We start from the raw sequence: 25054 nt of genomic DNA on the forward strand, positions 1-25054 counted from the left end.
TAGGTTGTGTCGGTGAGTGCGGGCAGGAGCAGCTATGACGTCGTGGTGGTCGGCGGCGGGCACAACGCCCTCGTCAGCGCCGCCTACCTCGCGCGGGCCGGGCTGTCGGTCCTGGTCCTCGAGCGGCTGGCGGAGACCGGTGGCGCCGCCGTCTCCGTCGAGCCGTTCGCCGGAGTGCCGGCGCGACTCTCGCGCTACTCCTACTTGGTGAGCCTGATGCCCGAGCAGCTGATGGCCGACCTCGACCTCGACGTGCGCCTGGCCTCGCGCACCACGGCGTCGTACACGCCCTGGAGCCGCGGCGACCGCACCGGCGGGCTGCTCGTCGAGCGCCCCGAGGGCGACGCGACCCGGCGCTCGTTCCGCGAGCTGACGGGTGGTGACGAGGAGTACGCCGCCTGGCAGGCGTTCTACGCCGAGGTCGGCGGGCTCGCCGACGCAGTGGCGCCGACCCTGATGCAGCCGCTGCCCTCCGAGCGCGACCTCCGCGCCCGCGTCGACGAGCGCATCTGGCGCGACGTGGTCGAGCAGCCGCTCGGCCACGCCATCACCGAGCGCTTCCGCGACGACACGGTCCGCGGGGTGGTCGCGACCGACGCGCTGATCGGCACCTTCGCCTCACTGGACGACCCGTCGCTGGTCCAGAACCGCTGCTTCCTCTACCACCTCGTCGGCAACGGGACCGGCGAGTGGCGGGTGCCCATCGGCGGCATGGGCTCGGTCACCGGGGCGCTCGCCCGGGCGGCGGTCGACGCCGGCGCCGAGATCGTCACCGGCGCGGGCGTCAGCGCCATCAGGCCGGGCCCGGACGGCGCCGAGGTCACCTGGCACGACGGCGAGCGCGAGCACGCCGTCTCCGGCCGGCGGGTCCTCTCGGGCGTCGCCCCGTGGGTGCTGCGGATCCTGCTCGGCGAGGGCGAGGACCCTGAGTCCAAGCCGGTCGGGTCGCAGCTCAAGATCAACTTCCTGCTGGACCGCCTCCCCGCCCTCAGGTCGGGCGTCGACCCCGCGGTCGCCTTCGCCGGCACGCTGCACCTCGCCGAGGACTACACCTGCCTCGAGCAGGCGTACGCCGCCGCGGCCGGCGGCTCGGTGCCCGATCCGCTGCCGGGCGAGGTCTACTGCCACAGCCTCACCGATCCCTCCATCCTCGGTGACCTGGCCGGCTCGGCGCACACGCTCACCTACTTCGGCCTGCACACGCCGGCCGGGCTGTTCGACGCCGAACCGGGCGCCCGTGACCTCGCTGTCGAGCGGGCCATCGCCTCGATCGACGCCGTGCTGGCGGAGCCCCTGGCCGGCTGCATCGCCACCGACGCCGACGGCCGTCCCTGTATCGAGGCGAAGGTCCCGCAGGACGTCGAGCGGGACCTCGCCATGCCGGGCGGGCACATCTTTCACGGCGACCTCGAGTGGCCGTGGGCGCCGTCGCGGACCCGGCTCGACACCCCGGCGCAGCAGTGGGGCGTGCAGACCGAGCACCCCACCGTCCTGCTGTGCGGGTCGGGCGCGCGCCGCGGCGGCGCGGTCTCCGGGCTGGGTGGCCACAACGCCGCCCAGGCGGTGCTCGCCGACCTCTGACGACGCCGTCCTCGCCGAGGACCTCGATTTCGCCTGCCGGTCACGACGGGGTAATGTTCTACTCGCTTCACCGCCTGCGCCATTAGCTCAATTGGCAGAGCAGCTGACTCTTAATCAGCGGGTTCGGGGTTCGAGTCCCTGATGGCGTACAGATCAAGCCCCTGACCAGTGCGAACTGGTCAGGGGCTTTCCTGTTGCCCGCCGCCTCCCGGTCAGCCGGTCGTCGAGGTCAGCCGTCGCTGGGCGGGACGAGCGCCTCCACGAAGCGGGCGAGGGACGTCGGGTCCGACGCGGCGTGCGCAGGCACGAGCTGGCCGACCGACATGCCGAGGCAGTCCGGATCCAGCCACAGCGTGGTCAACGCCGCGCCCAGCTGGACCAGGGTCGGGCCGGAGTTGCGGCCGTTGACGTTCTCGGCCAGCGGAGCGTCGAGGAAGTCCAGCACGTCCACGTCGACGTGGACCACGAACGGCCCGTCCGGGAGCACGCCCTTCGCCTTGAGTGCGGCGGTCGTCGGGTCCGCCACCATCTCCGCCTGCGTGGTGACGGAGATCCCGAGCCGCTCGACCTGGTCACGCTCCCACGGGGTGGTCTCGTCGGCGAGGTCGACCCCGAGGTAGCTCAGGTGCGCCGCCTGCAGGAGGGGCTGTCGCCCTGCCAGTCCGACCAGCGGCTCTGCAGCGCCCGGCAGGCCGAGGGCGTGGGCCATCCCCATCCAGCTGAGCGAGCCCTCGGTGGTCGAGTCGGGGGTGTTGAGATCGAGGTGACGGTCGACGTAGACGAGGTGGGGCTCGATCCCGGCGTCCTGCACGGCGGCGCACAGCCCGAGTGCCACCGTGCAGCTCCCGCCGAGGACGAGCACGCGGTGGCCGGTCGTGACGAGCGGTGCTGCGGCGTCGGCGAGCGCGCGCAGCGCTCCGACCTCCTCGTCGAGGTTCTGGGCCAGCGGCCGCCTCTGGTCCGGCTTCCAGAGGTGGACGGGCAGGTCCCCGAGGTCGTCGACCTGGTGCCCGGCGGCCTCGAGCGCGACGACCAGGCCCGCGTCGCGGAGGGCGGCCGGGGCGTGCTCGACGCCGACGCAGTAGGCGCCCGCGCTGCTCGGGTAGCCGAGGATGTGGATGTTCGCCATCAGCACAGGATGCCGCACGAGTGTCGTGGTCAGCCGTCCCTCTCGGTGGCGGCCGGTCGCTGCAGAGCGAGCGGAAGCGTCGCCACGGCGAGCGCGCCGGCTATCAGGAAGGCGGTGGCGAAGGACGTGAGCTCGGCGATCACCCCGACGGCCACCGAGCCCAGCGCCGTACCCGCATCGAAGCCGACGTTCCAGACTGCGCTCGCGAGGTTGTGGTGCCGACGGGAGACGGCCGTGAAGGAGACCACGAGCGTCAGGTTCTGCAGACCTCCGTAGGACAGGCCGACCAGGAGCATGGCGACGAGGAAGGAGCCGACGCGGACGCCGTCGGAGTCCGCGACCGACCACGACACGAGTGCCATCCCCACCCCGGTGAGAGGAACCAGGGGCACGAGGAAACGTCGGGCGCCGTAGCGATCCGCCAGCACCCCGACCCGCCACCGGCTCAGCGCGGCAGCCAGCCCCATCAGCAGCAGGCCGCCGGCTGCGACCGACGGGCTGTCGACCATCTGTGGCGTGAAGGTGATCACGGCACCGCCCGCCAAGGTGACCGCGAGCAACAGCAGCATCGGCCGCAGCAACCGGCGATAGGCAGCGGACTCCGGGTCGTTCGGGTCGGGCGCCGCGGACGCGCCGGGGTGCAGGTCCGGCGCGCTGAGGCGGAGCGCCGACGCGAGACGGAGCGCGGCGGGAATGCCGGCCAGAGGCAGAGCGCTCACGGCGAACGTCACCCAGTAGCCGACGCTCTCGGCGATCCACGGTCCGGCGGGGAGGAGCACCAGGTTCGGCACCGCGACAGCGAGGCCGTAGGTCCCGATCGCCTCCCCGCGCCGCTTCGGATCCACCAGAGCGGCGAGTGCGGCACTGCCGGTGACGGTGAGGACACCGAACCCGATCCCGCGGACCGCCGAGAGGCCGAGGACGACGCCGAGCTCGTTGCTGAGTGACAGCAGGACGCCGGGGACACCGAGCAGGACCAGGCCGACGGCGAGCACCGGTCCCCACCCGAAGCGCCGCAGGGCGCGTGGGACGAACAGCTGGGTCAGCACCGTGAAGAGCAGGAGCACGCCGTTGACGAGCCCGGACCCGGCGGTGGTCGCCCCACCGTCGACCGCCCACAGAGGAGCGACCGTGAGCAGCACTGCGTACCCGGAGAATCCCGCGCACGTCATCACGACCAGCGGCGCCATGCCCGGCTCGCGCCAGATCGGGCCCCGCGCGCTCACGGCCGGCAGTCTAGGGACCGCACTCACCGTACGAGGCCGTCGGGCTCGGCTCAGCCTCGGCGACCTCGGTTCGTCCGCGCGGTGGCGGGTGCGCTGCGGGGATCCTCGGGCCACGCGTGCTTGGGATAGCGCCCGCGCAGGTCGGCACGCACGCCCGGGTAGCCGTTGTCCCAGAAGGACTCGAGGTCCGCGGTCACGGCGGCCGGGCGGCGCGCGGGAGAGAGCAGGTGCAGCAGGAGCGGGACCCTGCCGTCGGCCAGGACCGGCGCTGCGGTCCAGCCGAAGACCTCCTGCAGTCGCACGGCGAGCACCGGCTGGTCCTGGGAGTAGTCGATCCGCACGGCCGACCCGCTGGGCACCTCCACGCGCTCCGGGGCGAGGTCGTCGAGCCTGCCCGCCTCCGGCCACGGCACCATCGCCCGGAGAGCGGCGGTCACGTCGACCCGACGGAGGTCGTGCGCCGAGCGGACCCGTGCCAGCTGCAGCCCGAGCCAGGAGTCGAGGTCCCGGGTCAGCGCTGCGTCGCTCACGTCGGGCCACGGGTCACCGAGCGCGCGGTGCAGGAAGTCGAGGCGGGCGCGGAGCGCCGTGGCCGCCTCCGTCCAAGAGAGCAGCGCGAGCCCCTCGCTCGCGACCGCCTCCCGGATCGCGTCGCTCACGGCCTGCGCGGGTGGATCGCTGAGCGGGGCCGAGCTGAGCTCGATCGCGCCCAGCAACGTCCGTCGTCGAGCCAGCACTCGCCCGCTGGTCCAGGTCACCTCGTCCACCTCGGCCCACAGCGATCCCGCTGCCTCCAGCGCGAGGTCCTCGGTGAGGGGCGCCGCCGCGCGGATCCGGGCGTCACGTTGCCCGGGCCGTCGCTCCGCGTCTCCGACAGCGAGCCACTCGAGTCCGGCGAGCGGCCCCGGGGCGCGCGAGTCGAGCGCCGCGCCTGTCCCGGACGCCATCAGGTAGCTGGACGCGCCCGAGCGCTTGCGTGCGATCCGGTCCGGATGCGCCAGGGCCACCACCAGACCCACCGCCACGTCGTCGGTGAGCGCTCGGGCGTGCGAGGCCTCGCTGCGGTCGCCGGCGGCGCCGTGCCTGGCGCCGACATCCTGCAGGCGCGCGACCTGACGGCGCCACGATCCTGCCCGCTGGTCAGCGCGCAGTGTCCGGAGCGCAGCCACCAGGTCCCCGCCGGGAGCGCGCACGTCCTCGCTCAGCATCGCGACCACCTCTGCGGCCCGCTCGGCCCCGACGAGACAGACCCCGTCGATGAGGGCGCGCGCCAGCCGGGGATCGGTCGGCACGCCAGCCATCACCCGGCCCCGCGAGGTGGCTCTCCCGTCCTCGGTCATCGCCCCCAGCCCCACCAGCACCTCCTTGGCCGCCGCCAGTGCGTGCGCCGGGGGCTGGTCGAGCAGCGCCATGTCCTGGACGTCGTGGGTGCCCCAGCACGCCACCTCCAGGGCGAAGGCCGTCAGGTCGGCGGTGGCGATCTCGGGGTCCGGGTGAGCGGCCAGGTGCGCGTGCTCCGCCTCGGACCAGCACCGCAGCACGGTCCCCGGACCAAGACGTCCGGCCCGCCCCGCCCGCTGCTCGGCCGCTGCCCGGCTCACCGCGACGGTGACCAGGGAGGCCAGTCCGCGACGGTGATCGGTGCGCGGCTCGCGCGAGAACCCGGCATCGACCACGACGCGTACGCCGGGCACCGTCAGCGACGACTCGGCCACCGCGGTCGAGACGATCACTCGCCGACGAGGGCCCTCGCTCAGCGCACGGTCCTGCTCGGCGCCGGACAGCCGTCCGTGCAGGGCGTGCACGGCCGCGTCCACGCCGGCAAGGCGACGTACGGTTGCCTCGACCTCCGCGACGCCCGGCACGAACACCAGGACGTCTCCCTCGTGCCCGACCAGCGCACGGCGCACGGTCGCCGCCACGTGGTCGTGGAAGGCCGGCGTGATTCCCCGGTCGTCGGTGCGGCGCACCCCCGCGGGCAGCGGGCACCAGACCGCGTCGACCGGGTGCAGGGCACCCGGGACGCGGATCACCGGAGCGCCTCCGTCACCGAGCAGGGCGGCCGTCCGTTCAGCCTCGATGGTGGCCGACATCGCCACGAGAGCGAGGTCCTCACGAAGGTTGGCCCGGACGTCGACGAGCAGCGCCAGGGTGAGGTCGGCGTCCAGGTGGCGCTCGTGCACCTCGTCGAGCACCACGGCCCCGACACCGAGCAGCTCGGGATCGGACTGGATCCGCCGGAGCAGCACACCGGTGGTGACGATCTCGACACGCGTACGGCGACTGGTGCGTCGATCTCCTCGTACGGAGTACCCGACCGTCTCACCGACCGGTTCGCCCAGCAGGTGGGCCAGACGGCGGGCAGCAGCGCGGGCCGCGATGCGGCTGGGCTGGGTGACGATGACCTGTCCGGCGACGACCTCGGCGACCGCAGGGGGGACCAGCGTCGTCTTGCCGGTGCCCGGCGGTGCCTGGACCACCGCGACTCCGCGGGCCCGGAGCGCCTCGGCAAGAGGGGCCAGTCCCGCGATGACCGGGAGGTCGGGCGGCGCTGCGAGCAGGTGGCGCAGCGCGTCGGACACTCCTGAAGTGTGCCTGACGCGCCCTGCTGGGCGAGGCGGGCCTATGGTCGTGACGTGAGAGACCTCCCCGTCCTCGATGCGACTGACCAGCGCATCCTCGGCAGCCTGCTGGAGAAGCAGACGACCGTGCCCAGCACCTATCCCCTCTCCGCGAACGCACTCGTGGCGGCGTGCAACCAGAGGAGCAGCCGCGAGCCCGTCACCGACCTCGACCAGCAGACCGTCGAGCGGACCGCGAAGTCGCTCAAGGAGCGCGGGCTGCTGCGGATCGTGTGGTCCGACACCGGTCGCCGGACCTTGAAGTACCACCAGATTCTCGACGAGCACCTCGCCCTCGAGCCCGACGAGCGAGCGCTGCTCACCGTCCTGCTGCTCCGCGGCCCGCAGGCGCCGGGTGAGCTGCGCACCCGCACCGAGCGGCTGCACGGGTTCGCCGACCGGGGCCAGGTCGAGGAGTGCCTGCGCCGGATGGCGAGCCGCCCGCAACCACTGGTGCGCGAGCTCGAGCGCCGGCCGGGCCAGCAGGATCCGCGCTGGATCCACCTCCTGGGCGTCGCACCGGAGCAGGACCCGGGCGAGAGCGGCCCGGCTGACAGTGCCGACCCGTCACGCATCCGCGTCACGCAGGTCATCGCCGATCTCCACGTCTCGGACCTTCCCGCCTCCAAGACTTTCTACAGCGACTACCTCGGGTTGACCGAGGAGGAGTTCAACCTCGGCTGGGTGGCCCGTCACACGTCGCCGGTGTCCGGGGCGACGCTCCAGGTGATGACCAGCGATGCCACCGCGCCCGCGGACCCCGTCGTCTCGGTCATGGTCGACGACGTCGAGGCCGCCTACCGCCAAGCACAGGAGCGTGGGTACGAGATCGTGCACCCCCTGACGACCGAGGCATGGGGCGTGACCCGCTTCTTCGTCCGCGCTCCCGACGGCAACGTGCTCAACATCGTCCAGCAGCACGCAACCTGAGGGTCCTGAGCATCCGCGGCGCTCAGGGGCACCCATTGAGAGATGCGAACCTTCGACCCGGGGCGACCTCAGGCTTGACCTTCCAGTGGGTGGAAGGAACAGGCTCGCCGTGTGACCGACGACCAGATGTACTCGATAGGCGACCTTGCGCGGCGCAGCGGCCTGCCCACCCGCACCGTCCGGTTCTACTCCGACGCCGGGGTCGTGCCCGAGAGCGCGCGCAGCCATGCCGGGTACCGGCGCTACGACCAGGAGGCCGTTGCTCGGCTGGACCTCGTGCGCACGTTGCGTGACCTGGGTCTGCCGCTCGACACGATCCGGTCCGTACTCGCAGCGCAGACGTCGTTGAGCGAGGTGGCCAGGACCCACGTCTCGCTCTTGGACGAGCAGATCCGGACTCTCCGGCTACGGCGAGCGGTGCTCCGAGCCGTGGCCACCACCGAGACCACGACACCGAGGGCGGTCCTCATGCACCAGCTCGTCACCATGTCCGAGTTCGAGCGGCAGCGACTGATCGACGAGTTCCTCGACGAGGCGTTCGGTGGCGTCGACGCCAACCCGGAGCTGCTCGAGCTCCTGCGCAGCATGCGCCCGGAGCTTCCAGAGGACGCCGAGCCCGCTCAGGTGCAGGCGTGGGTCGAGCTGGCCGAGCTCGTTCGCGATCCCGACTTCCGTGCCGCGGTGCGGCGCATGGCCGAGTTCCAGGCGTCCGAACGCGCGAACGGCGACCAGACGGGCCTGCACCACGACCTCACCGTGCGCGTGGTCGAACGGGTCCGAGCGAACATCGCCTTGGAGATCGACCCCACGTCACCAGCCGCTGCCGCCACCGTCGACGAGCTCGTCGGTGCCTATGCCACGACCTTCCAACGCACGGACACCGCCGGATACCGCTCCGAGATCCTGCATCGGCTCGAGATCGCAGCAGATCTCCGCACCCAGCGCTACCTCCACCTGCTCGCGCTCATCAACGGTTGGACACCACAGCCAGACCTCACCCTCGTCTTCGACTGGTTCACCCGCGCCCTCCGCGTGCACGACGTTCCCGAGAGCACGCGGACGCAGGCGCGTCGTGGGGCTTCAGATGTCCCCGACAGGCGGCGGAACGGCGTTGCCGGCTAGCGCGCGTCGGAGTTCCGTCAGCGCAGGGCACAATAGCGACGTACCCGCTGGCGGCGGTCAGATCCGTGGAGCTGTGGAGCTTCGAGAGCACGTTGCATCGCATTCACATCCCGCTGCGTTGCTGCCCGAACGGCGACTGGGGTGGCGTTGGCGAGCACCAGCAGACCTCGATCTGCTGGAGCGGCTGGCCGACGACATGGAGAGCGAGCTGGTGCGCCTCACGATGAGCTCGTACACCTGGGGCCGACGTTCGGCCGAACTCGAGACAGACCACGACTCCGTGTGGAGACTGGGGCCTCGCGCATTTGTCAAGGATGACTTGCGCCACGGGGGCTCGACGTCACGTCTCAGTGGCGCGCCCACATCACCCGGAAGAAGACCCTCATGAAGAAGCTCGTCATCGCCCTGACCGCCATGATCGCGGTGCTCGCACCTGTCGCCGCCACCGCGCCGGCCTCTGCTGCGCCGGCCGCGTCGTCGGCCGCGGCGTCGCCCCGTTCGCAGGCGATCGCCATGGCTTACAACTACATCCGCACCATGCCCTTCTCGAAGGACGGACTGGCCGACCAGCTTGAGTACGAGGGGTTCAGCCCCGCCGTCGCCAACTCGGCCGTCAACAGCATTCGCGTCAACTGGCGCGTCCAGGCCGTGAAGATGGCCAAGCGCTACCTGCAGACGATGCCGTTCTCCTGCGAGGGTCTCATCGACCAGCTCGTCTACGAGCAGTTCTCCTACGCCAACGCCTCGTACGGCGCGAACCAGACGAACGCCTGCTGATCCCCCCACCGAGAGAGCCGTGGCCCGAGACGGACAGCGCGGAGACCGGTCCCGGACGTCATGGGCACGGGCTCCCCAGGTGACCACGCGCCATGACGTCGTCGGCGTACGTCATGGGAACGGGCTGCCCGGGCGACCATCCGCCATGACGCCCCCGGACGTGCGAAGAGCCGGTCCTCGCGGACCGGCTCTTCGTTGTTCATCCTCTGGGCGCTACTTCGTGAAGAGGCTGACTCCACCCGGGCCCACCAGCAGGCCGACGATGATGAGGACGATGCCCCAGAGCACCTGACCCCGGACGAGCGAGACGATGCCGGCCACCACGAGGATGACGGCAAGGATCCACAGCAGGAATGCCATTTCATGCTCCCTTCGGTTGAACCCTGAACCTAGCGTTCAGCGTTGGGAGCAAGCCAGTCGGCGTCACCCCTTCGGAGGGAGGGTGTCTCGCTCCTCCTCGCGCAGGCGCGGAGGCGTGAACCCCTCGGGGTGGAAGCCGGTCTTGTCCGCGTAGAACTCGCGCACGACGTCCATGTCGGCGCCCACGTCGCCGGTCGGGTGGAACGTCGGCCCCCAGCCCACGGTCCGTGACGGCACGTCGAGGAAGGCGAGGGTGATCGGGAGGCCGGTCTGGCGCGCGATCCGGTAGAAGCCGGACTTCCAGTAGTCGCCACGCGAGCGCGTGCCCTCGGCCGCGAGTCCGAGCAGCCACGGGGCGCCGCCCTCGGCCTCGGCGATCAGCTCCTTGATCGTCGCCGACGGATTCTTGCGGTCGAGCTCGACGGCGCCGGTGCGCCGCAGCAGCCAGCCCAGCGGCCCGACGAAGAGCTCCTTCTTGACCAGCAGCCGGATGGTGATCCCGTAGCTCCAGCCGAGCAGCAGGGTCAGCACCCAGTCCCAGTTGGACGTGTGCGGGGCGCCGACGAGCACGCCGCGCTCGGGCACCTCGCCCGCCGTCCTCCAGCCGACGGCGCGCAGGGCGAGGCGCGCGACCGTACGCCGCACTCCCCCGCCGCCGGTCGCCGCCGGGACGGGTGCGGTCGGCTCGACCGAGGACGTGCGGGACGCGGCGGCCCGGGCGCGACCCGCCTTGCGCTCGCGCGCGAGGTCCCACAGGTAGTGGTCGAAGTCGACCTCCATCGTGTGCCGCGGCGAGTCGTAGAACTGACGCCTGTCGCGCGCGTGCTCCGCGGACATCTGGCGTCGTACGACCGCGTCGGACGGCGGCACGTAGCGGCCGGTCAACGTGTCGGCGATCCACGCCGACTGCGCCTCCGCCAGCGGCATGACGGCGCCGATGGCCTGGAGCAGGCCGAGGAAGTAGAGGCCGGGGAGGTCGGGGTGGACCGTCCGCTTCCACAGCGGCAGCTCGTTGCCGGGGGCGGACACCAGGTCGGGGTCGAGGAACGGGAAGCTCACCCGGTAGCCGGTGGCCCACACGATCAGGTCGGCCGGGACGCTCGAGCCGTCGACGAAGACCACGCGGTCGCCGTCGAGGCGCTCGATGCCCGGCTTGGCGGTGACGGCGCCCGCCTCGAGCCGGTCGCGGATCTTCTCCGACTGCACCGGGTGCGACTGGCCGGGCTTGTGGCTGGGGTCGGGCAGGCCGTACTTCGTCAGGCTGCCGGCGACCGTCGCTCCGAGCCGCAGCCGGGCGGCGGTCACCCGCCACGGCATCCAGCCGGGCAGGGCCACCTGGTCCGACGGCCGGCCGAGGAAGAACTTGCGCAGCACCCACTCGCTGCGCCGCACCGACCACGTCGTCGTACGCGCCGTGGCGGAGGCGTCGACGGCGATGTCCATCGCGGAGTTGCCGGCGCCGACGACCACGACGTCGCGGCCCTCGACCTGGTCGGCCGAGCGGTAGTCGTGCGCGTGCAGCTGGTCGCCGTCGAACGTGCCGGGGTAGGCAGGCTCGGGCCAGCGCGGGTCCCAGTGGTGCCCGTTGGCGACGAGGACCGCGTCGTAGGTCCGGGTCTCCGTGCCGCCGGGGCCGGTGACGCGGACGTCCCAGCGGCCGTCGGCGGTGCGCGAGACGTCCTCGACGGTCGTGTCGAAGGTGATCGTGTGGCGGAAGCCGAAGTGGTCGACGTACTGGTCGAAGTAGGCAGCGACTTGGTCGTGGCGGGCGTAGGGCGGGTAGTCCGCCGGCATCGGGAAGTCGGAGTAGGCCATCCGCGGGCACGAGGTGTTGATCTCGAGCGAGTCGTAGCAGGCCGACTGGCCGTTGGAGTTGTCGAGGACCCAGGTCCCGCCGATGTCGTGGCCCATCTCGAAGCAGTCGAACGGGATGCCGGCCAGGTAGAGGTGCTTGGCGGCCGTGATGCCCGAGGAGCCGGCCCCGATGACGCAGGCGCGGGGCAGCGACTCGTCGACCGGCACCGGGACGGTCTGGGCCGGTGCGCGGTGGGACTGCTTGACGAGGTAGGCCATCAGAGGTCCATCAGAGGTAGAGCCCGGTGGAGCCGCCCTCGAGGCGCTCGGCGGCGACGGCGTGGACGTCGCGCTCGCGCATGACGACGTAGACCTCGCCGTGGACCTCGACCTCGGACTTGTCCTCGGGGTCGAACAGCACCCGGTCGCCGACCTCGACGGCCCGCGCGTGCGGGCCGACGGCGATCACGCGGGACCAGGCCAGTCGCCGGGCGCCCATCGCCGCGGTGGCGGGGATGACGATGCCGCCGCTGGAGCGGCGCTCGCCGGCCTCCTGGTCGACCTCGACCAGCACCCGGTCGTGCAGCATCTTGATCGGGGCGCTGCCGCCCGTCGCCATGCCGCCGGTCGGGGTGCTCAGCTCGCGACCCTTCGCACGATCACGAGCAGGACGACGACGCCGACGACGGCGCCCGCGGCCTTGAGGATGTTGTCGGTGCGCGGCTCACCCGTGCCGGGGTCCACGAAGCTGGCCTTCACCGCCGCCACCTGGCGACCGACGATGGTCTTGGGGTGGGCGCGGTGGGCGAGCTGGTCGATGGTCGAGGCCAGACGCTGCCGCGTCTCCTCGATCTCGCGCTCGAGCGCGCTCATGTCCTGGGTCACCGGGGCAGGCTATCAATCCGCCGCGGGTCGAAGCCCCACGGCAGCTCCAGCCGGTGCGCGGCCATCAGCGCCTCGTCGGTGAGCACGTCGAACGTCGGCCGGTCGGCCACCACCACCCCCTCGCTCAGCACGACGCTGCGTGGGCAGAGCTCCAGCGCGTAGGGCAGGTCGTGGGTCACCATCAGGACCGTCACGTCGAGGCTGCGGAGGATGTCGGCCAGCTCGCGGCGCGAGGCCGGGTCGAGGTTGGACGAGGGCTCGTCGAGCACCAGCACCTCCGGCTCCATCGCCAGCACCGTGGCGACCGCGACGCGGCGTCGCTGGCCGTAGGACAGGTGGTGGGGCGGCCGGTCGACGAAGTCGGCCATGCCGACCCGCTCCAGGGCGTCCATCACCCGGCGCTCCAGCGCGGCGCCCTTGAGGCCCAGGTTGGCGGGGCCGAAGGCGACGTCCTGGCGCACGGTGCCGAGGAAGAGCTGGTCGTCGGGGTCCTGGAAGACGATGCCGACCCGGCGGCGGATCTCGCGCAGGTGCTGCTTGGCGACGGGCAGGCCGCTGACGGCGACCGATCCCCTCCCGGCGGTCAGGATGCCGTTGAGGTGCAGCACCAGCGTGGTCTTGCCGGCGCCGTTGGGGCCGAGGAGCGCCACCCGCTCGCCGCGGTCGACGCGCAGGTCCACGCCGAAGAGCGCCTGGTGGCCGTCGGGGTAGGCGAAGGCGAGCCCGCGGACGTCGAGCACGGCGCCGGACGTCTCGCCCCCGTCCGGCGGGTTGGCGGTGGTCACGACGGCAGCTTGCCGTCGTAGCCGCGCGAGAGCATGGCGAGGTGGACGCGCTCGCCGCGCTCGTAGGAGCGGATGAACAGCGCGCCGAGCGAGCGGGCCAGCACGGGCCAGTGCCGCGGGGAGCGCGGGTCGCAGCCGCGCGAGCGCAGCGCCGTCATCATCCGCGCGAGCTCGGCGGTGACCACGTCGAGGTAGCGGATCATGAACCCCATGATCTGCACGACGAGCTCGGGCATGCGCAGCCGCTGGAGGCCGCGGAGCAGGTCCTGCGGCTCGGTCGTGGCGGCGAGGGTGAGCGAGGCCAGCACGCCGATGCTGCCCTTGACGAGCAGCGCGACACCGGCGGCGAGGCCCGGCTCGGAGACCGTCACGCCCAGGACCTCGGTGCGCGGCCCGTGGGAGATGAACGGCATCAGCACCGCGAAGACCGCGAACGGCAGCTCCACGACCATCCGCGGCAGGAGGTAGGTCAGCGGCACCCGGGACACGGCGATGACGCCGAGCAGGACCAGCGCCTCCAGCGCGAACAGGGCGTACGCCTCGCGCGGGGTCGCGACGACCAGCAGCATGAACCCCAGCAGCGCGAGGACCTTGAGGTGCGCGGGGGCGCGGTGGACCGGGCTGTGGGCGTGGAAGTGGAGGCGGTGCCCGTGCCCCGCGCCCATCAGGCGTCCGCGTCGTGGGGCTGGCGCCGCCGGACCACCCAGAACAGGCCGGTGCTGAGCGCCAGCATGACCAGGACGCCGATCACCCCGGCGACCCCGCCGCTGGTGCGGGCGTCGTCGATGCCGGAGGTCTGGTAGTCCGCGAGCGGGCTGTCGGCGGTGGCGGAGTCCTCCGCCGTGTCGATGAAGCCGGTCTGCTCCGCGACGTGCTCGAGGCCGTCGGGGTGCGAGCTGGCGTAGTAGCTGGCGACACCCGCCACGAGCAGGCAGACGACCAGCGCGACGGCGAAGAAGCGACGGGTGCTCACGAGGGCACCACCGTGCGGGTGATGAGCTCGCGCTCGGCGACGAGCGGTCGGGCGCCGTGGACCAGGTCGGGGCGGGTGGCGACCACGCTGGCGACGACGAGCCCGGTGATCACGGCCTCGCCGATCCCGATGACGGTGTGCCAGCCGAGCATCGCGGTCGCGACCGCGCCGAGGTCGACCGGCGCGTTGCCGCCGACGGCGAAGAGGCCCGTGAAGACGAGGGCGGCGACCGGCACGCTCACGAACGCGCCGACGGCCGCGGCCGGCGCCACGAGCTCGAGGCGGCCGGGCAGCACGCGGCGCAGCAGGACGAAGACGGCCCACCCGACCGCGACGGTGACGACGCCGATGAGGGTGACGTTGGTGCCGAGCGCGGTCACGCCGCCGTCGGCCATGAGCAGCGCCTGCACCACCAGCACGACCGAGAGGCACAGCACGGCCGTCCAGGGCCCGACCAGGACGGCGGCGAGGGCGCCGCCCATCAGGTGGCCGCTGGTGCCCGCGCCCACGGGGAAGTTGATCATCTGGGCGGCGAACACGAAGGTGGCGACGAGGCCGGCCATGGGCGCCGTACGGTCGTCGAGCTCGCGGCGCGCGCCCCGCAGGGACACCGCCACCGCGGCCGCCGCCACCGCGCCGGTGGCCACCGAGGTGGGGGCGTCGAGGAAGCCGTCGGGCACGTGCACGTCGTCACTCCTGGCTGGTCGGCTGCTGGTCGGCTGCTGGTTGGATGTCTGGTGGCCGGCACGGATCCCCCGATACCGCGCCGGCACGCCTCGACCTTATTGCAATCGTCTTGCAACAACCACCCGGGTCCACCCACGCGCACAGGAGCTCCCATGTCCGACCGTCTCGCCCCCGGCGACCCCGCCCCCGACTTCACCCTCACCAGCGACACCGAGGAGCAGGTGAGCCTCGCGGACCTGCGCGGCAAGAAGGTGATCGTCTACTTCTACCCGGCGGCCATGACGCCCGGCTGCACGACGCAGGCCTGCGACTTCACCGAGTCCCTCGACTCGCTGCGCGGGGCCGGCTACGAGGTCCTCGGGGTGTCCAAGGACAAGCCGGCCAAGCTGGCGACGTTCCGCGAGCGCGACGCCCTGACCCTCACCCTGCTGTCCGACGAGGACCTGGCGGTGCACCGCGCGTACGGCGCGCACGGCACCAAGAAGCTCTACGGCAAGGAGGTCCAGGGTGTGCTCCGCTCGACCTTCGTGGTCGACGAGGACGGCAAGGTCGAGCTCGCGCAGTACAACGTCAAGGCCACCGGCCACGTGGCCAAGCTGCGCCGGGACCTCGGGCTGGACTGAGGCCCCGCGCCGTACACGTGTCCGAGATGTCGCCTCGCCGCGACCGGCGGCGGGGCAGCATCTCGGACACGTGTGAGGATGTGGCCGCGCGCTCGTAGCCCAATTGGCAGAGGCACCAGGTTTAGGTCCTGGCCAGTGAGAGTTCGAGTCTCTCCGAGCGCACCCGGACGTCGCGGACTTCGCCCGACCTCCCGCGGTGTGACCCCGCTCACCACTAGGGTCCGCGCATGGACTCCGCGCTGACCACCGTCGGACTGCCCCTCGCGCTGGCGATCATCATGTTCGGCCTCGGCCTCGACCTGACGGTCGCCGACTTCCGGCGGGTCGGCCGGGCGCCCCGCGCCGTCGCGGTGGCGCTGGCGTGCCAGATCGTCCTGCTGCCGGCGATCTGCTTCGGGCTGGTGGTGCTCTTCGACCTGCCGGCCCTGCTCGGCATCGGCATGCTGCTGCTCGCCGCCTCACCCGGCGGCACGACGGCCAACCTCTTCAGCCACCTGTTCCGCGGCGACGTCGCGCTCAACATCACGCTCACCGCGATCAACACCGTGGTCGCCGTCGTCACGCTGCCGCTGATCACCGGCCTGGCCATCGCGTGGTACGACCGCCAGGACGACGTCACGATGCCGCTGGTCGAGATCGTCAAGGTGTTCGCGCTGATCCTGCTGCCCGTCGGCATCGGCATGGTGGTCAACAACCGCGCCCCGGGCTTCGCGCGGCGCATGGACAAGCCGGTGCGGATCGGCTCGGCGGTGATCCTGGCGATCCTGGTCCTGGGCATCCTGGTCGACCAGCTCGAGAACGTCGGCGACTACCTCGCCGACGTCGGGCTGATCACCGCGCTGTTCTGCGCGATCAGCCTGGTCGTGGGCTACGTCGTGCCGAAGGCGTTCGGGGTCACCGGGCCGCAGGCGATCGCCTCGTCGATGGAGGTCGGCGTGCACAACGCGACCCTCGCCATCTTCGTCGCCGTCGAGGTGCTCGACGAGGTCGAGATCTCGGTGCCGGCGGCGGTCTACTCGATCGTCATGTTCGTGTTCGCCGCCCTGTGGGGCACGTGGGTGTCGCGCCGGGTGTCGTCCCGCGAGGACGTCTCAGTCGCCTGAGAGGTCCGCGGCGACGTGGGTCACCAGCTCGCGCAGCGCCCGCCCCCGGTGGGAGATGCGGTCCTTCTCGGCCGGGTCGAGCTCGGCGGAGGTGAGGCCTTCCGCGTCGTGCTCGACGGCGACGAAGAGGACGTCGTAGCCGAACCCGCCGCTCCCCCTGGGCTCGCGGATGATGCGGCCGTCCATGCGTCCCTCGACCACCCGCTCGCGCCCGTCGGGCATCACCCACGCGACGGCGCAGGCGAAGTGCGCGCCCCGGCGCTCGTCCGGGACGTCGTGGAGCTGGTCGAGCAGGAGCTGGTTGTTGCGCGCGTCGCTCTTGGGCGGGCCGGACCAGCGCGCGGACAGCACGCCGGGCATCGCGTTGAGCGCGTCGACGCACAGGCCGCTGTCGTCCGCGACCGACGGCAGCCCGGTGGCCGCGACCCCAGCGCGGGCCTTCAGCAGCGCGTTGCCGGCGAAGGTGGGCTGGTCCTCGACGGGCTCGACGTAGCCCTCGACGTCGGCGATGCCGAGGACCTCGACGTCCGGCACCGCCTCGGCCAGGATGCGCTGCATCTCGAGGATCTTCTTGCCGTTGGCCGAGGCGAGGAACACCTTCATCGCGCCAGCGCCTCCTGCTGGAGGCGCGTGAGGTCGGCGCAGCCCTTCTCGGCCAGGCCGAGCAGGGCGTCGAGCTCGGCGCGGTCGAAGGCCGCGCCCTCGGCGGTGCCCTGCACCTCGACGAACTTGCCGTCGCCGGTCATCACGACGTTCATGTCGGTCTCGGCGCGGACGTCCTCGACGTAGGGCAGGTCGAGCCGCGGCGCCCCGTCGATGATGCCGACGCTCACCGCCGCCACCGAGCCGGTGAGCGGCTCGCCGGCCAGCGCGCCGCTGGCCCGCAGGTGGGCGACCGCGTCGGCCAGCGCGACGTAGGCCCCGGTGATGGCCGCCGTGCGGGTGCCGCCGTCGGCCTGCAGCACGTCGCAGTCCAGGACGATGGTGTTCTCGCCGAGGGCCTGGTAGTCGATGACCGCGCGCAGCGAGCGGCCGATGAGGCGGGAGATCTCGTGGGTGCGGCCGCCGATGCGGCCCTTGACCGACTCGCGGTCGGACCGGGTGTTGGTCGCGGCGGGGAGCATGGCGTACTCGGCGGTGACCCAGCCGAGGCCCGAGCCCTTGCGCCAGCGCGGGACGCCCTCGGACGCCGAGGCGGCACAGAGCACCCGGGTGCCGCCGAACTCGACGAGCACGGACCCGGCGGCGTGGTCGAGCCAGCCGCGGGTGATGGTGATCGGGCGGAGCTCGTCGTCGGCCCGGCCGTCGGCGCGAGGAGTGGAGTCAGTCATGGCTCGACCCTAGAGCCCACCACCGACGCGGCCCGACGTGGGAGTTGACGCGGGAGATGACGTGGGAGATGACGTGGCAGAGCCGGGTCCGGTCACCCCCGTGTGTTACCGGACCCGGCTCGAAGGCCCCTCCCCAGCGGGACCGAGCTGGTGCGCGGCCCCACGCCGCGCAGCTCCCTCCGCGCGGTGGAGGCTCCAGCCTGCGCGGCGACCGCCTCGCCGCGCATCGGCCCACCGGCCATGTCGGGTGCGACCAAAGTAGGAAAAGTGGTCGTTACGCTGAGCGCCGTGACGACCCGCCCCGCCGACTCCGAGACCCAGCCGGAGCTGACGTGGGCGGCGAACGCGTGGCGCTACGCGCTGTGCCTCGTCTTCTCCGTGGCGGTGTGGCAGACGGTCGCGGCGGCCGAGTGGCGCGACAGCCGGCCGACGTTCTTCCTCGAGGTCGTCCTGGGCGTCGCCGCCTTCGTGCTGGTCCACTTCCGCCGCCGAGCCCCCGTCCAGGTCGCGCTCGCGGTCGCGGCGATGAGCGCGCTGTCCGGCCTCGCGGCCGGGCCGGCGACGCTCGCGGCCGTCTCGGTCGCCACCCGCCGCGAGCCCCGCGAGGTCGTCCTGGTCGGCGTCGTGAACTTCCTCGCCGCGCAGACGTGGACCAGCCTCGCGCCGATCGAGGACAACGACTACCTGGTCACCACCCTGGTCAACCTCACGGTCAACGCCGGGATGATGGGCTGGGGCCTCTACATCGGCTCGCGCCGCGAGCTCCTGTGGAGCCTGCGCAGCCGGGCCGAGCGCGCCGAGACCGAGCAGGACCTCCGGCTGGCGCAGGCACGCTCCACGGAGCGGGCCAGGATCGCCCGCGAGATGCACGACGTGCTGGCCCACCGGATCACCCAGGTGTCCATGCAGGCGGGAGCACTGGCGTTCCGCGACGACCTCGACCGCGAGCGGCTCCGCGAGGGGCTGGGCCAGATCCAGGCCCAGGCCAACGACGCGCTCCACGAGCTGCGCGACGTGCTCGGGGTGCTGCGCGAGGACGACCCCGGCCCGGCCACCGCGCGCCCGCAGCCGACGTACGACGACATCGTGGCGCTGGTCGCCGAGGCCCGCACGCTCGGCCTCGAGGTCGACTGGTCCGACGACGTGGACGCCACCGTCCCGGTCCCGCCCGCCACCGGCCGCACCGTCTACCGGATCGTGCAGGAGGGCATCACCAACGTGCGCAAGCACGCCCCCGGCTCGGAGGTGGAGATCCGCTCGACCGGCGACCCGCGAGCCGGCATCACGGTGGTGCTCGCCAACCCGATGGGCGACCGGGGAACCGGTGCCCCGGGCGCCGGTCTCGGGCTCGTCGGGCTGCGCGAGCGCGCCGAGCTGCGCGGTGGCCGGCTCGACCAGCGCACCGAGGGGTCACGGTTCGTTCTGGAGGCATGGCTACCGTGGAGCGCGTGATCCGGGTCCTCATCGTCGACGACGACCCGCTGGTCCGGTCGGCGCTGTCGCTGATGCTCGGCGGCCAGTCCGACCTCGAGGTCGTCGGCGAGGCACCCAACGGCGAGGAGGGCCTCGCGCTGGTCGACGAGCTCGCCCCGCACGTGGTCCTGATGGACATCCGGATGCCGGTGATGGACGGCCTTGAGGCCACCCAGGTCCTGCACCGGCGGCCGTCCCCGCCCTCGGTCGTCGTGCTGACCACCTTCGACGCCGACGACCACGTCCTGCGCGCGGTCGCCTCGGGCGCCGACGGGTTCCTGCTCAAGGACACCCCACCGGGCGACATCGTGGCCGCGATCCGCACCGTCGCCGCGGGCGACGCGATGCTGTCGCCCTCGGCCACCCGCAGCCTGGTCTCCCGGCTGCGCAGCACCACCTCGTCGGACCGGGTCGCCACCGCCTCCGACCGGCTGACCGCCCTCACCGAGCGGGAGCTCGAGGTGGCGGTCTGCGTCGGCCGCGGCCTCAGCAACTCCCAGATCGCGTCCGAGCTCTACCTGTCGATCCCGACGGTGAAGTCACACGTGTCGCGGCTGCTGACCAAGCTCGGCAGCACCAACCGGGTGCAGGTCGCGATGGTCGTGCACGACGCGGGCCTGGTCTGATCGACCGGCCGCTCGCTCAGACGTCGTACGTCGCCCCGGCGCGCGCCACGTCGAGCGGGCCGGTCCACTCGGTGCGGGCCTCCGCCTCGGCGTCGGCGCGGTCGTGCCACGGCGGGACGTGGGTCAGCACGAGCCGCTCGACACCGGCCTTCGACGCCGTGCGGCCGCAGTCGGCGCCGGTCATGTGGAGGTCCGGCGGGTTGTCCTCGGCGGTCCGGAAGGACGCCTCGGCCAGCAGGAGGTGGGCCCCGGCGGCCGCCTCGTCGAGGGCCGGGCAGGGGCCGGTGTCGCCGGAGTAGACCAGCGTGCGGCCACCGGCGGTGACGCTCAGGGCGTAGGCGGCGACCGGGTGCACCACCCGGTGCGGCTCGACGCGGAAGGGGCCGATCGTCACGGGGCCCGCGCCGTCGGCGTGCTCGCGGAAGTCGAACTCCTCGGTCATGCCGGGGTCGACCGGCAGGTCGTAGGCGCGCGCCATCCGCTCGGCGGTGCCGGCCGGCCCCCACACCGGGATCCGCGGCTGCGGGCCGGTGGGGTGGTACTTGCGCATGACGTAGTAGCCGCACAGGTCCAGGCAGTGGTCGGCGTGCAGGTGGCTGAGGAACACCGCGTCGACCGTGAGCGGGTCGACGTGGCGGTGCAGCGCACCGAGCGCGCCGTTGCCGAGGTCGAGCAGGATCCGCCAGGTGCGGGTCTCCCCCGCCCCCGGGCCCTCCTCCGGCGTGTGCTCGGCCTCGAGCAGGTAGCAGCTGGCGGGCGAGTCCGGCCCGGGGTAGGACCCCGAGCAGCCGACGACGGTGAGCCTCATCGAAGGCCTCCGGCGAACTGGCTGGCGCCGAGCAGCTCCGAGCCGAGGAAACGACGGCCGATGGTCGCGAAGTCCTCGGGGCTGCCGGTGGTGGAGAACGTGTAGTCGGGCTCGCCGCCGTCGCGCATCAGCCCGGTGCCGGCGAGCATCTTGTAGACGTCCTTGGCGCACTCCTCGGCCGAGCTGACGAGGGTGACCCCGTCCCCCATGACGTAGGAGATGACGCCGGTCAGGAGCGGGTAGTGGGTGCAGCCCAGGATGAGGGTGTCGACGCCCGCGGCGGCCATCGGGTCGAGGTAGTCGTGGGCGGCGGCGAGCAGCTCGTCGCCGCCGGTGACCCCCTGCTCCACGAAGTCGACGAAGCGCGGGCAGGCACGGATGTGCAGGTCGAGGTGGGGCGCGGCGGCGAACGCGTCGTCGTACGCCATCGAGCTCGCGGTCGCGCGGGTGCAGATGACCCCGACCCGCTGGTTCCGCGTGGCTGCGGCGGCGCGGCGCGCGGCGGGGAGGATCACCTCGACCACGGGGACGTCGTAGCGCTCGCGGGCGTCGCGCAGCATCGCCGCGCTGGCCGAGTTGCAGGCGATGACCAGCGCCTTGACGCCCTGCTCGTAGAGGTGGTCGAGGCACTCGAGGGCATACTCGCGGACCTCCCCGATCGGCTTCTGGCCGTAGGGTTGGCGGGCCGTGTCACCGAGGTAGACCACCGACTCGTGGGGCAGCTGGTCGATCACCGAGCGGGCGACCGTGAGCCCGCCGAAGCCGGAGTCGAAGATGCCGATGGGCGCGTCGGCGGTCTTCCGCGGCGAGGGGGTCGGCACAGGAAGCAGGCTAGGCGGTCGGGCCGCCGCGGGTCACGCCGTCGGGGGCGTCGCCCCGGTCACACCGCCGCGCCGGGTCGTTGCCTAGGGTGAGGGCCGTGACGCGGCGCCTGGACCCCCTCGGACCGCTCCTCGCGATCCTGGCCGGCGCCCTCTTCGTGCTGCGGGGCTTCGACTCCGTGCTGACCCGGGACCTGGCCCTCTACGCCTACGCCGGCCAGCGCGTGGCCGACGGGGTGCCGCCCTACGTCGGCGTGATGAACCGCTCGGGCCCCCTCGCCCACCTCGTGCCGGGCGCCGGCGCCTGGCTGGGCGACCGGGTGGGGATGGACGACCTGCTGGCCACCCGCCTGGTCATGTTCCTCGTCTCCGTGCTGGTGGTCTGGGCGACCTACGTCCTGGGTCGGGACGTCCTCCGGTCCCGGGCCGTCGGTGCCGCTGCCGCGACGTTCGTGGCCACCATGCCGGGCTTCGTCATCTACGCCGTGGGCGGCCCGCGCGACAAGACGACGATGGTGCTGTTCCTCACGCTCGCCCTGGTCGCGATGGTCCGGGGCCGCTGGGGCTGGGCGGGGACCTGCGTCGCGCTGGCCACGCTCACCTGGCAGCCAGCGTTCCTGCCGGGCATCGCCGCCGTCGCGGTCGCCGCCCTGCTGACGCCGGGCCACCGGCTCCGCGCCCTGCTCCGGGTGGCGGTCGCGGGCGCGCTGACCACCCTCGTGTTCGTCGCCGGCTTCGCCCTCGCCGGCGCCCTGCCGGAGGCCCTCGACGGCTTCATCCGCATCCACCTCACCGCGACCTACCAGCCCGGCCTCACCGAGGAGTGGGACGAGACGTGGGAGGCCTTCCGGATCGCCTTCGGGTTCGCGACCTACCCGTTCCTCGCCGGACTGGTCCTGCTGCCGCTCGTGACCGTGCCGTCGGCGTGGCGGCTCGTCCGGCGCAGCACACGGCTGCCGGATCGGACCGGCGACGTCGCGCTGGTGGCCGCCACCGCCGGCGAGGTGGCCGGGCTCGTGTGGAGCTACCGCACCTTCAACGGCTGGGCCGACGCGCTCGTGCTGGTCCCCTTCGCCGCCCTCGGGCTCGCCGGCGCCCTCGCCCTCGTGGCACGTGCCCTGCCCGGCCGGGTCGGCGCGGCGGTGCCCGTGGCGGCCTGCCTGGCGCTGCTCGCCGGGGGCCTCGCCTACGTGTTCGAGGACCACGAGCCGGTCCTGACCGCGCAGCGCGCGGAGGTCGACGCGGTCCTCGACGTCCTCCCCGACGCGACCATGGTCTCGATCGAGGCACCGCAGCCTCTGGTGCTGGCGCACCGGGTCAACCCCAGCCAGCACCAGATGTTCCGCCTGGGCCTGGAGACGTACGTCGACGACACCTGGCCCGGCGGGCTGGAGGGCTACGCCGACTGGATCGCCGAGCGCAGCCCGGACATCGTCGCGGTCGGCGGCGGGGCCCGCTACGACTGGCTGATGCCCGTGCTGGACGCCGACTACGTCGAGATCGGCACGACCACCGGGTGGTACTGGTTCGTCGACCGCGACCTCGGTGCCGACACCGTGGCCGAGCTCCGGGACGCGGTCGAGGACTGAGCCGCAGGCCCGCCTCGGGCGCCGTACGGCCTGTGACACGATCCACCCATGACCGACGCCCCGTCCCGGCCGTCCGCCGGCACCGGCCCGGCCGACGCGCGGGACTTCACCTACTCCGTGGTGATCCCGGTCTTCAACAGCGAGCAGATCGTCGCCACGACCGTGGACCGGACGCTCGCGGTGTTCCGCGACGCGGGGCTGCGCCACGAGCTGATCCTCGTCAACGACGGCAGCGAGGACCGCAGCTGGGCGGTCGTCTCCGAGCTCGCGCGCACGACCCCCGGCGTGGTGGCGATCGACCTGCTCACCAACTACGGCCAGCACCACGCCAACGTCGCCGGCATGCGGGAGGCGACGGGCGACTACGTCATCACCATGGACGACGACCTGCAGAACCCGCCCGACCAGGCGCTCCTGCTCATCGAGCGCGCGATGGAGGGCTACGACGTCGTCTTCGGGCGGTTCGAGACCAAGCAGGCTGCGGGCTACCGCCGCATCGGCAGCAAGATGATCTCGATGATCAACCGGCGGGTGTTCGGCCAGCCCTCGAACCTCACCGTCTCCAACTTCCGGATCCTGCGGCGCGACGTCGTCACCCGGATCGTCACGTCCCGCACGGCGCACCCCTACATCACCGGCCAGGCGCTGATGTACTCCTCGCAGCGGGCCAACGTCGACGTCCGCCACGACCCGCGGCCCGTCGGCTCGAGCAACTACAACCTGGTCCGCATCGTGCGCCTGGTGATGACCATCCTGTTCAGCTACTCCTCGTTCCCGCTGCGGCTGGGCGCCCTGCTGGGCTTCGTCCTCGCCGGGCTGAGCTTCCTCTTCGGCGCCTACCTGGTGATCTCCCGCGTGGTCAACGACACCCGGGTGCCCGGCTGGACCAGCCTCATGGTGCTGCTCTCCATCTTCAACGGGTTCTCGATCGCGCTGCTCTCGATCCTCGGGGAGTACGTCGTGCGCACCCTCAACGCCGTGAGCGACCCGGTCACCTCGCACGTGGCCGAGCTCGTCCGCGGACCGGCCTCCGAGCAGCCGGGGTGAGCCGGCACCTCCTCGTCGCCGGCGCCCAGCGGTGCGGGACGACGTACCTGCGCAGGCTGCTCGCCGACCACCCCGGCGTGGCGATGGCCGAGCCGGCGCGACCCGAGCCCAAGGTGCTGCTGGACCCGGCGCAGGTGGCCCGTGGCGCGCAGTGGTACCGCGCGACGTACTTCCCGCACGCCCGGGACGGTCAGCTGCTCGGCGAGAAGTCGACCAGCTACCTCGAGCTGCCCGACGCGGCCGCCGCGGCCAGCCGCCTGCTGGGCGAGCCACTGGTCCTGGTGCAGCTCCGCGACCCGGTCCGCCGCGCCGTGTCGCACTGGTCCTTCAGCACCGAGCAGGGCATGGAGCGCCGCCCGCTCGCCGAGGTCCTCGAGGCCAACCTCGCCGGCCCGCTGCCGTGGGACGGGTCCGGCGCCTCGGTGTCGCCGTTCGCCTACCTCGAGCGCGGCCGCTACGTCGACCACCTCCGACCGTGGCTCGCCGAGCACGGCGACCGGGTGCGCATCCAGCTCCTCGAAGACCTGGTCGCGAGCCCGGCCACGCTGCGCGAGACGTACGCCTGGCTCGGGATCGACCCCGACCACGTGCCGGACTCGTGGGGGACGCCGGAGAACGCCAGCCACGGCGACACCGCCCCGCCGCTCGACCGCGACCTGCACCAGCGCCTGCGGGACCACTTCACCGAGGCCGACGCCGAGCTGGCCGACCTGCTCGGTCGCGAGCTGCCCTGGCGGTCGCCGACGCGACCGCCCGCCTGAGG

General features: G+C 72.7%; 26 protein-coding genes and 2 tRNA genes. 13 read left to right on the forward strand and 15 right to left on the reverse strand.

Features of this window, described 5'->3' with window-relative positions; all coding sequences use genetic code 11:
- The first annotated feature begins 12 nt into the window (after positions 1–12).
- Together HN031_RS01355 and HN031_RS01360 are read left to right on the forward strand one after the other, a co-directional pair.
- A complete protein-coding gene (locus tag HN031_RS01355) occupies positions 13–1581 on the forward strand; it encodes an NAD(P)/FAD-dependent oxidoreductase (RefSeq protein WP_172265220.1) in 1569 nt (522 codons plus the stop codon).
- Between the two features lie 76 nt (positions 1582–1657).
- Positions 1658–1730 (forward strand) — tRNA-Lys (locus HN031_RS01360).
- Between the two features lie 80 nt (positions 1731–1810).
- Here HN031_RS01360 and HN031_RS01365 read toward each other — a convergent pair.
- The 3 genes from HN031_RS01365 to hrpB are packed head-to-tail and all read right to left on the reverse strand — an operon-like array spanning position 1811 to position 6518.
- A complete protein-coding gene (locus HN031_RS01365; protein WP_172265223.1) occupies positions 1811–2710 on the reverse strand; it encodes an arginase family protein in 900 nt (299 codons plus the stop codon).
- 29 nt (positions 2711–2739) lie between these two features.
- The gene (locus tag HN031_RS01370; RefSeq protein ID WP_216651965.1) at positions 2740–3936 is read right to left on the reverse strand and encodes an MFS transporter; all 1197 of its coding nucleotides are present in this window, start codon (positions 3934–3936) and stop codon (positions 2740–2742) included.
- A 50-nt stretch (positions 3937–3986) separates the two neighbouring features.
- Positions 3987–6518, reverse strand: a complete 2532-nt coding sequence (gene hrpB / locus HN031_RS01375) for an ATP-dependent helicase HrpB (protein WP_367650616.1) — start codon at positions 6516–6518, stop codon at positions 3987–3989.
- 54 nt (positions 6519–6572) lie between these two features.
- On the opposite strand from hrpB, the gene HN031_RS22115 reads away from it, so the two are divergent.
- The 3 genes from HN031_RS22115 to HN031_RS01395 all read left to right on the forward strand — a co-directional run bounded on the left by HN031_RS22115 (position 6573) and on the right by HN031_RS01395 (position 9386).
- Positions 6573–7487, forward strand: a complete 915-nt coding sequence (locus tag HN031_RS22115; RefSeq protein ID WP_367650617.1) for a DUF480 domain-containing protein — start codon at positions 6573–6575, stop codon at positions 7485–7487.
- A 111-nt stretch (positions 7488–7598) separates the two neighbouring features.
- Positions 7599–8609 (forward strand): MerR family transcriptional regulator, encoded by a 1011-nt coding sequence (locus HN031_RS01390; RefSeq protein WP_172265226.1) that lies wholly within the window; start codon positions 7599–7601, stop codon positions 8607–8609.
- Positions 8610–8993: 384 nt separating this feature from the next.
- A complete protein-coding gene (locus HN031_RS01395) occupies positions 8994–9386 on the forward strand; it encodes an Ltp family lipoprotein (protein ID WP_216651966.1) in 393 nt (130 codons plus the stop codon).
- A gap of 213 nt (positions 9387–9599) precedes the next feature.
- On the opposite strand, the gene HN031_RS01400 is transcribed toward HN031_RS01395, so the two are convergent.
- The 8 genes from HN031_RS01400 to HN031_RS01435 all read right to left on the reverse strand — a co-directional run bounded on the left by HN031_RS01400 (position 9600) and on the right by HN031_RS01435 (position 14869).
- Complete coding sequence (locus tag HN031_RS01400; RefSeq protein WP_172265229.1) at positions 9600–9746, reverse strand: GPGG-motif small membrane protein; 147 nt, start codon at positions 9744–9746, stop codon at positions 9600–9602.
- Positions 9747–9809: 63 nt separating this feature from the next.
- On the reverse strand, positions 9810–11819 hold the full coding sequence (locus tag HN031_RS21220) for an NAD(P)-binding domain-containing protein (RefSeq protein ID WP_253942958.1): 2010 nt from the start codon (positions 11817–11819) through the stop codon (positions 9810–9812).
- A gap of 10 nt (positions 11820–11829) precedes the next feature.
- Positions 11830–12159: a co-chaperone GroES gene (locus tag HN031_RS01410; RefSeq protein ID WP_172265232.1), complete on the reverse strand. Its 330-nt coding sequence runs from the start codon at positions 12157–12159 to the stop codon at positions 11830–11832.
- A gap of 17 nt (positions 12160–12176) precedes the next feature.
- Positions 12177–12425 (reverse strand): DUF3618 domain-containing protein, encoded by a 249-nt coding sequence (locus HN031_RS01415; protein WP_172265235.1) that lies wholly within the window; start codon positions 12423–12425, stop codon positions 12177–12179.
- A complete protein-coding gene (locus HN031_RS01420; protein ID WP_322919789.1) occupies positions 12422–13210 on the reverse strand; it encodes an ABC transporter ATP-binding protein in 789 nt (262 codons plus the stop codon). Before HN031_RS01420 ends, HN031_RS01415 begins: the two co-directional genes overlap by 4 nt.
- Positions 13207–13875 (reverse strand): cobalt ECF transporter T component CbiQ, encoded by a 669-nt coding sequence (gene cbiQ, locus HN031_RS01425; protein WP_172265238.1) that lies wholly within the window; start codon positions 13873–13875, stop codon positions 13207–13209. Before cbiQ ends, HN031_RS01420 begins: the two co-directional genes overlap by 4 nt.
- Entirely contained in the window at positions 13875–14183 is a 309-nt protein-coding gene (locus tag HN031_RS01430) for a PDGLE domain-containing protein (RefSeq protein WP_172265241.1), read from the reverse strand. Before HN031_RS01430 ends, cbiQ begins: the two co-directional genes overlap by 1 nt.
- Complete coding sequence (locus HN031_RS01435; RefSeq protein WP_172265244.1) at positions 14180–14869, reverse strand: energy-coupling factor ABC transporter permease; 690 nt, start codon at positions 14867–14869, stop codon at positions 14180–14182. The genes HN031_RS01430 and HN031_RS01435 overlap by 4 nt, the downstream gene beginning before the upstream one ends.
- Positions 14870–15022: 153 nt before the next feature.
- On the opposite strand from HN031_RS01435, the gene bcp reads away from it, so the two are divergent.
- The 3 genes from bcp to HN031_RS01450 all read left to right on the forward strand — a co-directional run bounded on the left by bcp (position 15023) and on the right by HN031_RS01450 (position 16596).
- The gene (bcp, locus tag HN031_RS01440; protein ID WP_172265247.1) at positions 15023–15493 is read left to right on the forward strand and encodes a thioredoxin-dependent thiol peroxidase; all 471 of its coding nucleotides are present in this window, start codon (positions 15023–15025) and stop codon (positions 15491–15493) included.
- 88 nt (positions 15494–15581) lie between these two features.
- A tRNA-Leu gene (locus HN031_RS01445) sits at positions 15582–15655 on the forward strand.
- A gap of 65 nt (positions 15656–15720) precedes the next feature.
- The gene (locus HN031_RS01450; protein ID WP_172265250.1) at positions 15721–16596 is read left to right on the forward strand and encodes a bile acid:sodium symporter family protein; all 876 of its coding nucleotides are present in this window, start codon (positions 15721–15723) and stop codon (positions 16594–16596) included.
- Here HN031_RS01450 and rdgB read toward each other — a convergent pair.
- A complete protein-coding gene (rdgB, locus tag HN031_RS01455) occupies positions 16585–17199 on the reverse strand; it encodes an RdgB/HAM1 family non-canonical purine NTP pyrophosphatase (protein ID WP_172265253.1) in 615 nt (204 codons plus the stop codon). The genes HN031_RS01450 and rdgB overlap by 12 nt on opposite strands.
- Positions 17196–17927 (reverse strand): ribonuclease PH, encoded by a 732-nt coding sequence (rph, locus tag HN031_RS01460; protein WP_172265256.1) that lies wholly within the window; start codon positions 17925–17927, stop codon positions 17196–17198. The genes rdgB and rph overlap by 4 nt, the downstream gene beginning before the upstream one ends.
- A 288-nt stretch (positions 17928–18215) precedes the next feature.
- Here rph and HN031_RS01465 point away from each other — a divergent pair, with 288 nt between their 5' ends.
- Both HN031_RS01465 and HN031_RS01470 read left to right on the forward strand, forming a co-directional pair.
- A complete protein-coding gene (locus HN031_RS01465; RefSeq protein WP_367650618.1) occupies positions 18216–19379 on the forward strand; it encodes a sensor histidine kinase in 1164 nt (387 codons plus the stop codon).
- Entirely contained in the window at positions 19376–20026 is a 651-nt protein-coding gene (locus tag HN031_RS01470) for a response regulator transcription factor (protein WP_322919793.1), read from the forward strand. The genes HN031_RS01465 and HN031_RS01470 overlap by 4 nt, the downstream gene beginning before the upstream one ends.
- A gap of 16 nt (positions 20027–20042) precedes the next feature.
- On the opposite strand, the gene HN031_RS01475 is transcribed toward HN031_RS01470, so the two are convergent.
- Both HN031_RS01475 and murI read right to left on the reverse strand, forming a co-directional pair.
- Complete coding sequence (locus HN031_RS01475; protein ID WP_172265262.1) at positions 20043–20834, reverse strand: MBL fold metallo-hydrolase; 792 nt, start codon at positions 20832–20834, stop codon at positions 20043–20045.
- A complete protein-coding gene (gene murI, locus HN031_RS01480) occupies positions 20831–21655 on the reverse strand; it encodes a glutamate racemase (RefSeq protein WP_172265265.1) in 825 nt (274 codons plus the stop codon). Before murI ends, HN031_RS01475 begins: the two co-directional genes overlap by 4 nt.
- Before the next feature lie 98 nt (positions 21656–21753).
- Between murI and HN031_RS01485 the strand changes: the two genes are divergently transcribed.
- The 3 genes from HN031_RS01485 to HN031_RS01495 are packed head-to-tail and all read left to right on the forward strand — an operon-like array spanning position 21754 to position 25052.
- A complete protein-coding gene (locus HN031_RS01485) occupies positions 21754–23244 on the forward strand; it encodes a glycosyltransferase family 39 protein (RefSeq protein ID WP_172265268.1) in 1491 nt (496 codons plus the stop codon).
- Positions 23245–23292: 48 nt separating this feature from the next.
- The gene (locus tag HN031_RS01490) at positions 23293–24291 is read left to right on the forward strand and encodes a glycosyltransferase family 2 protein (RefSeq protein WP_172265271.1); all 999 of its coding nucleotides are present in this window, start codon (positions 23293–23295) and stop codon (positions 24289–24291) included.
- On the forward strand, positions 24288–25052 hold the full coding sequence (locus HN031_RS01495) for a sulfotransferase (protein ID WP_172265274.1): 765 nt from the start codon (positions 24288–24290) through the stop codon (positions 25050–25052). The genes HN031_RS01490 and HN031_RS01495 overlap by 4 nt, the downstream gene beginning before the upstream one ends.
- Positions 25053–25054: the final 2 nt, after the last annotated feature.

The sequence above is a fragment of the Nocardioides sp. zg-1308 genome (assembly GCF_013155375.1).
Classification (GTDB): Bacteria; Actinomycetota; Actinomycetes; order Propionibacteriales; family Nocardioidaceae; genus Nocardioides; species Nocardioides renjunii.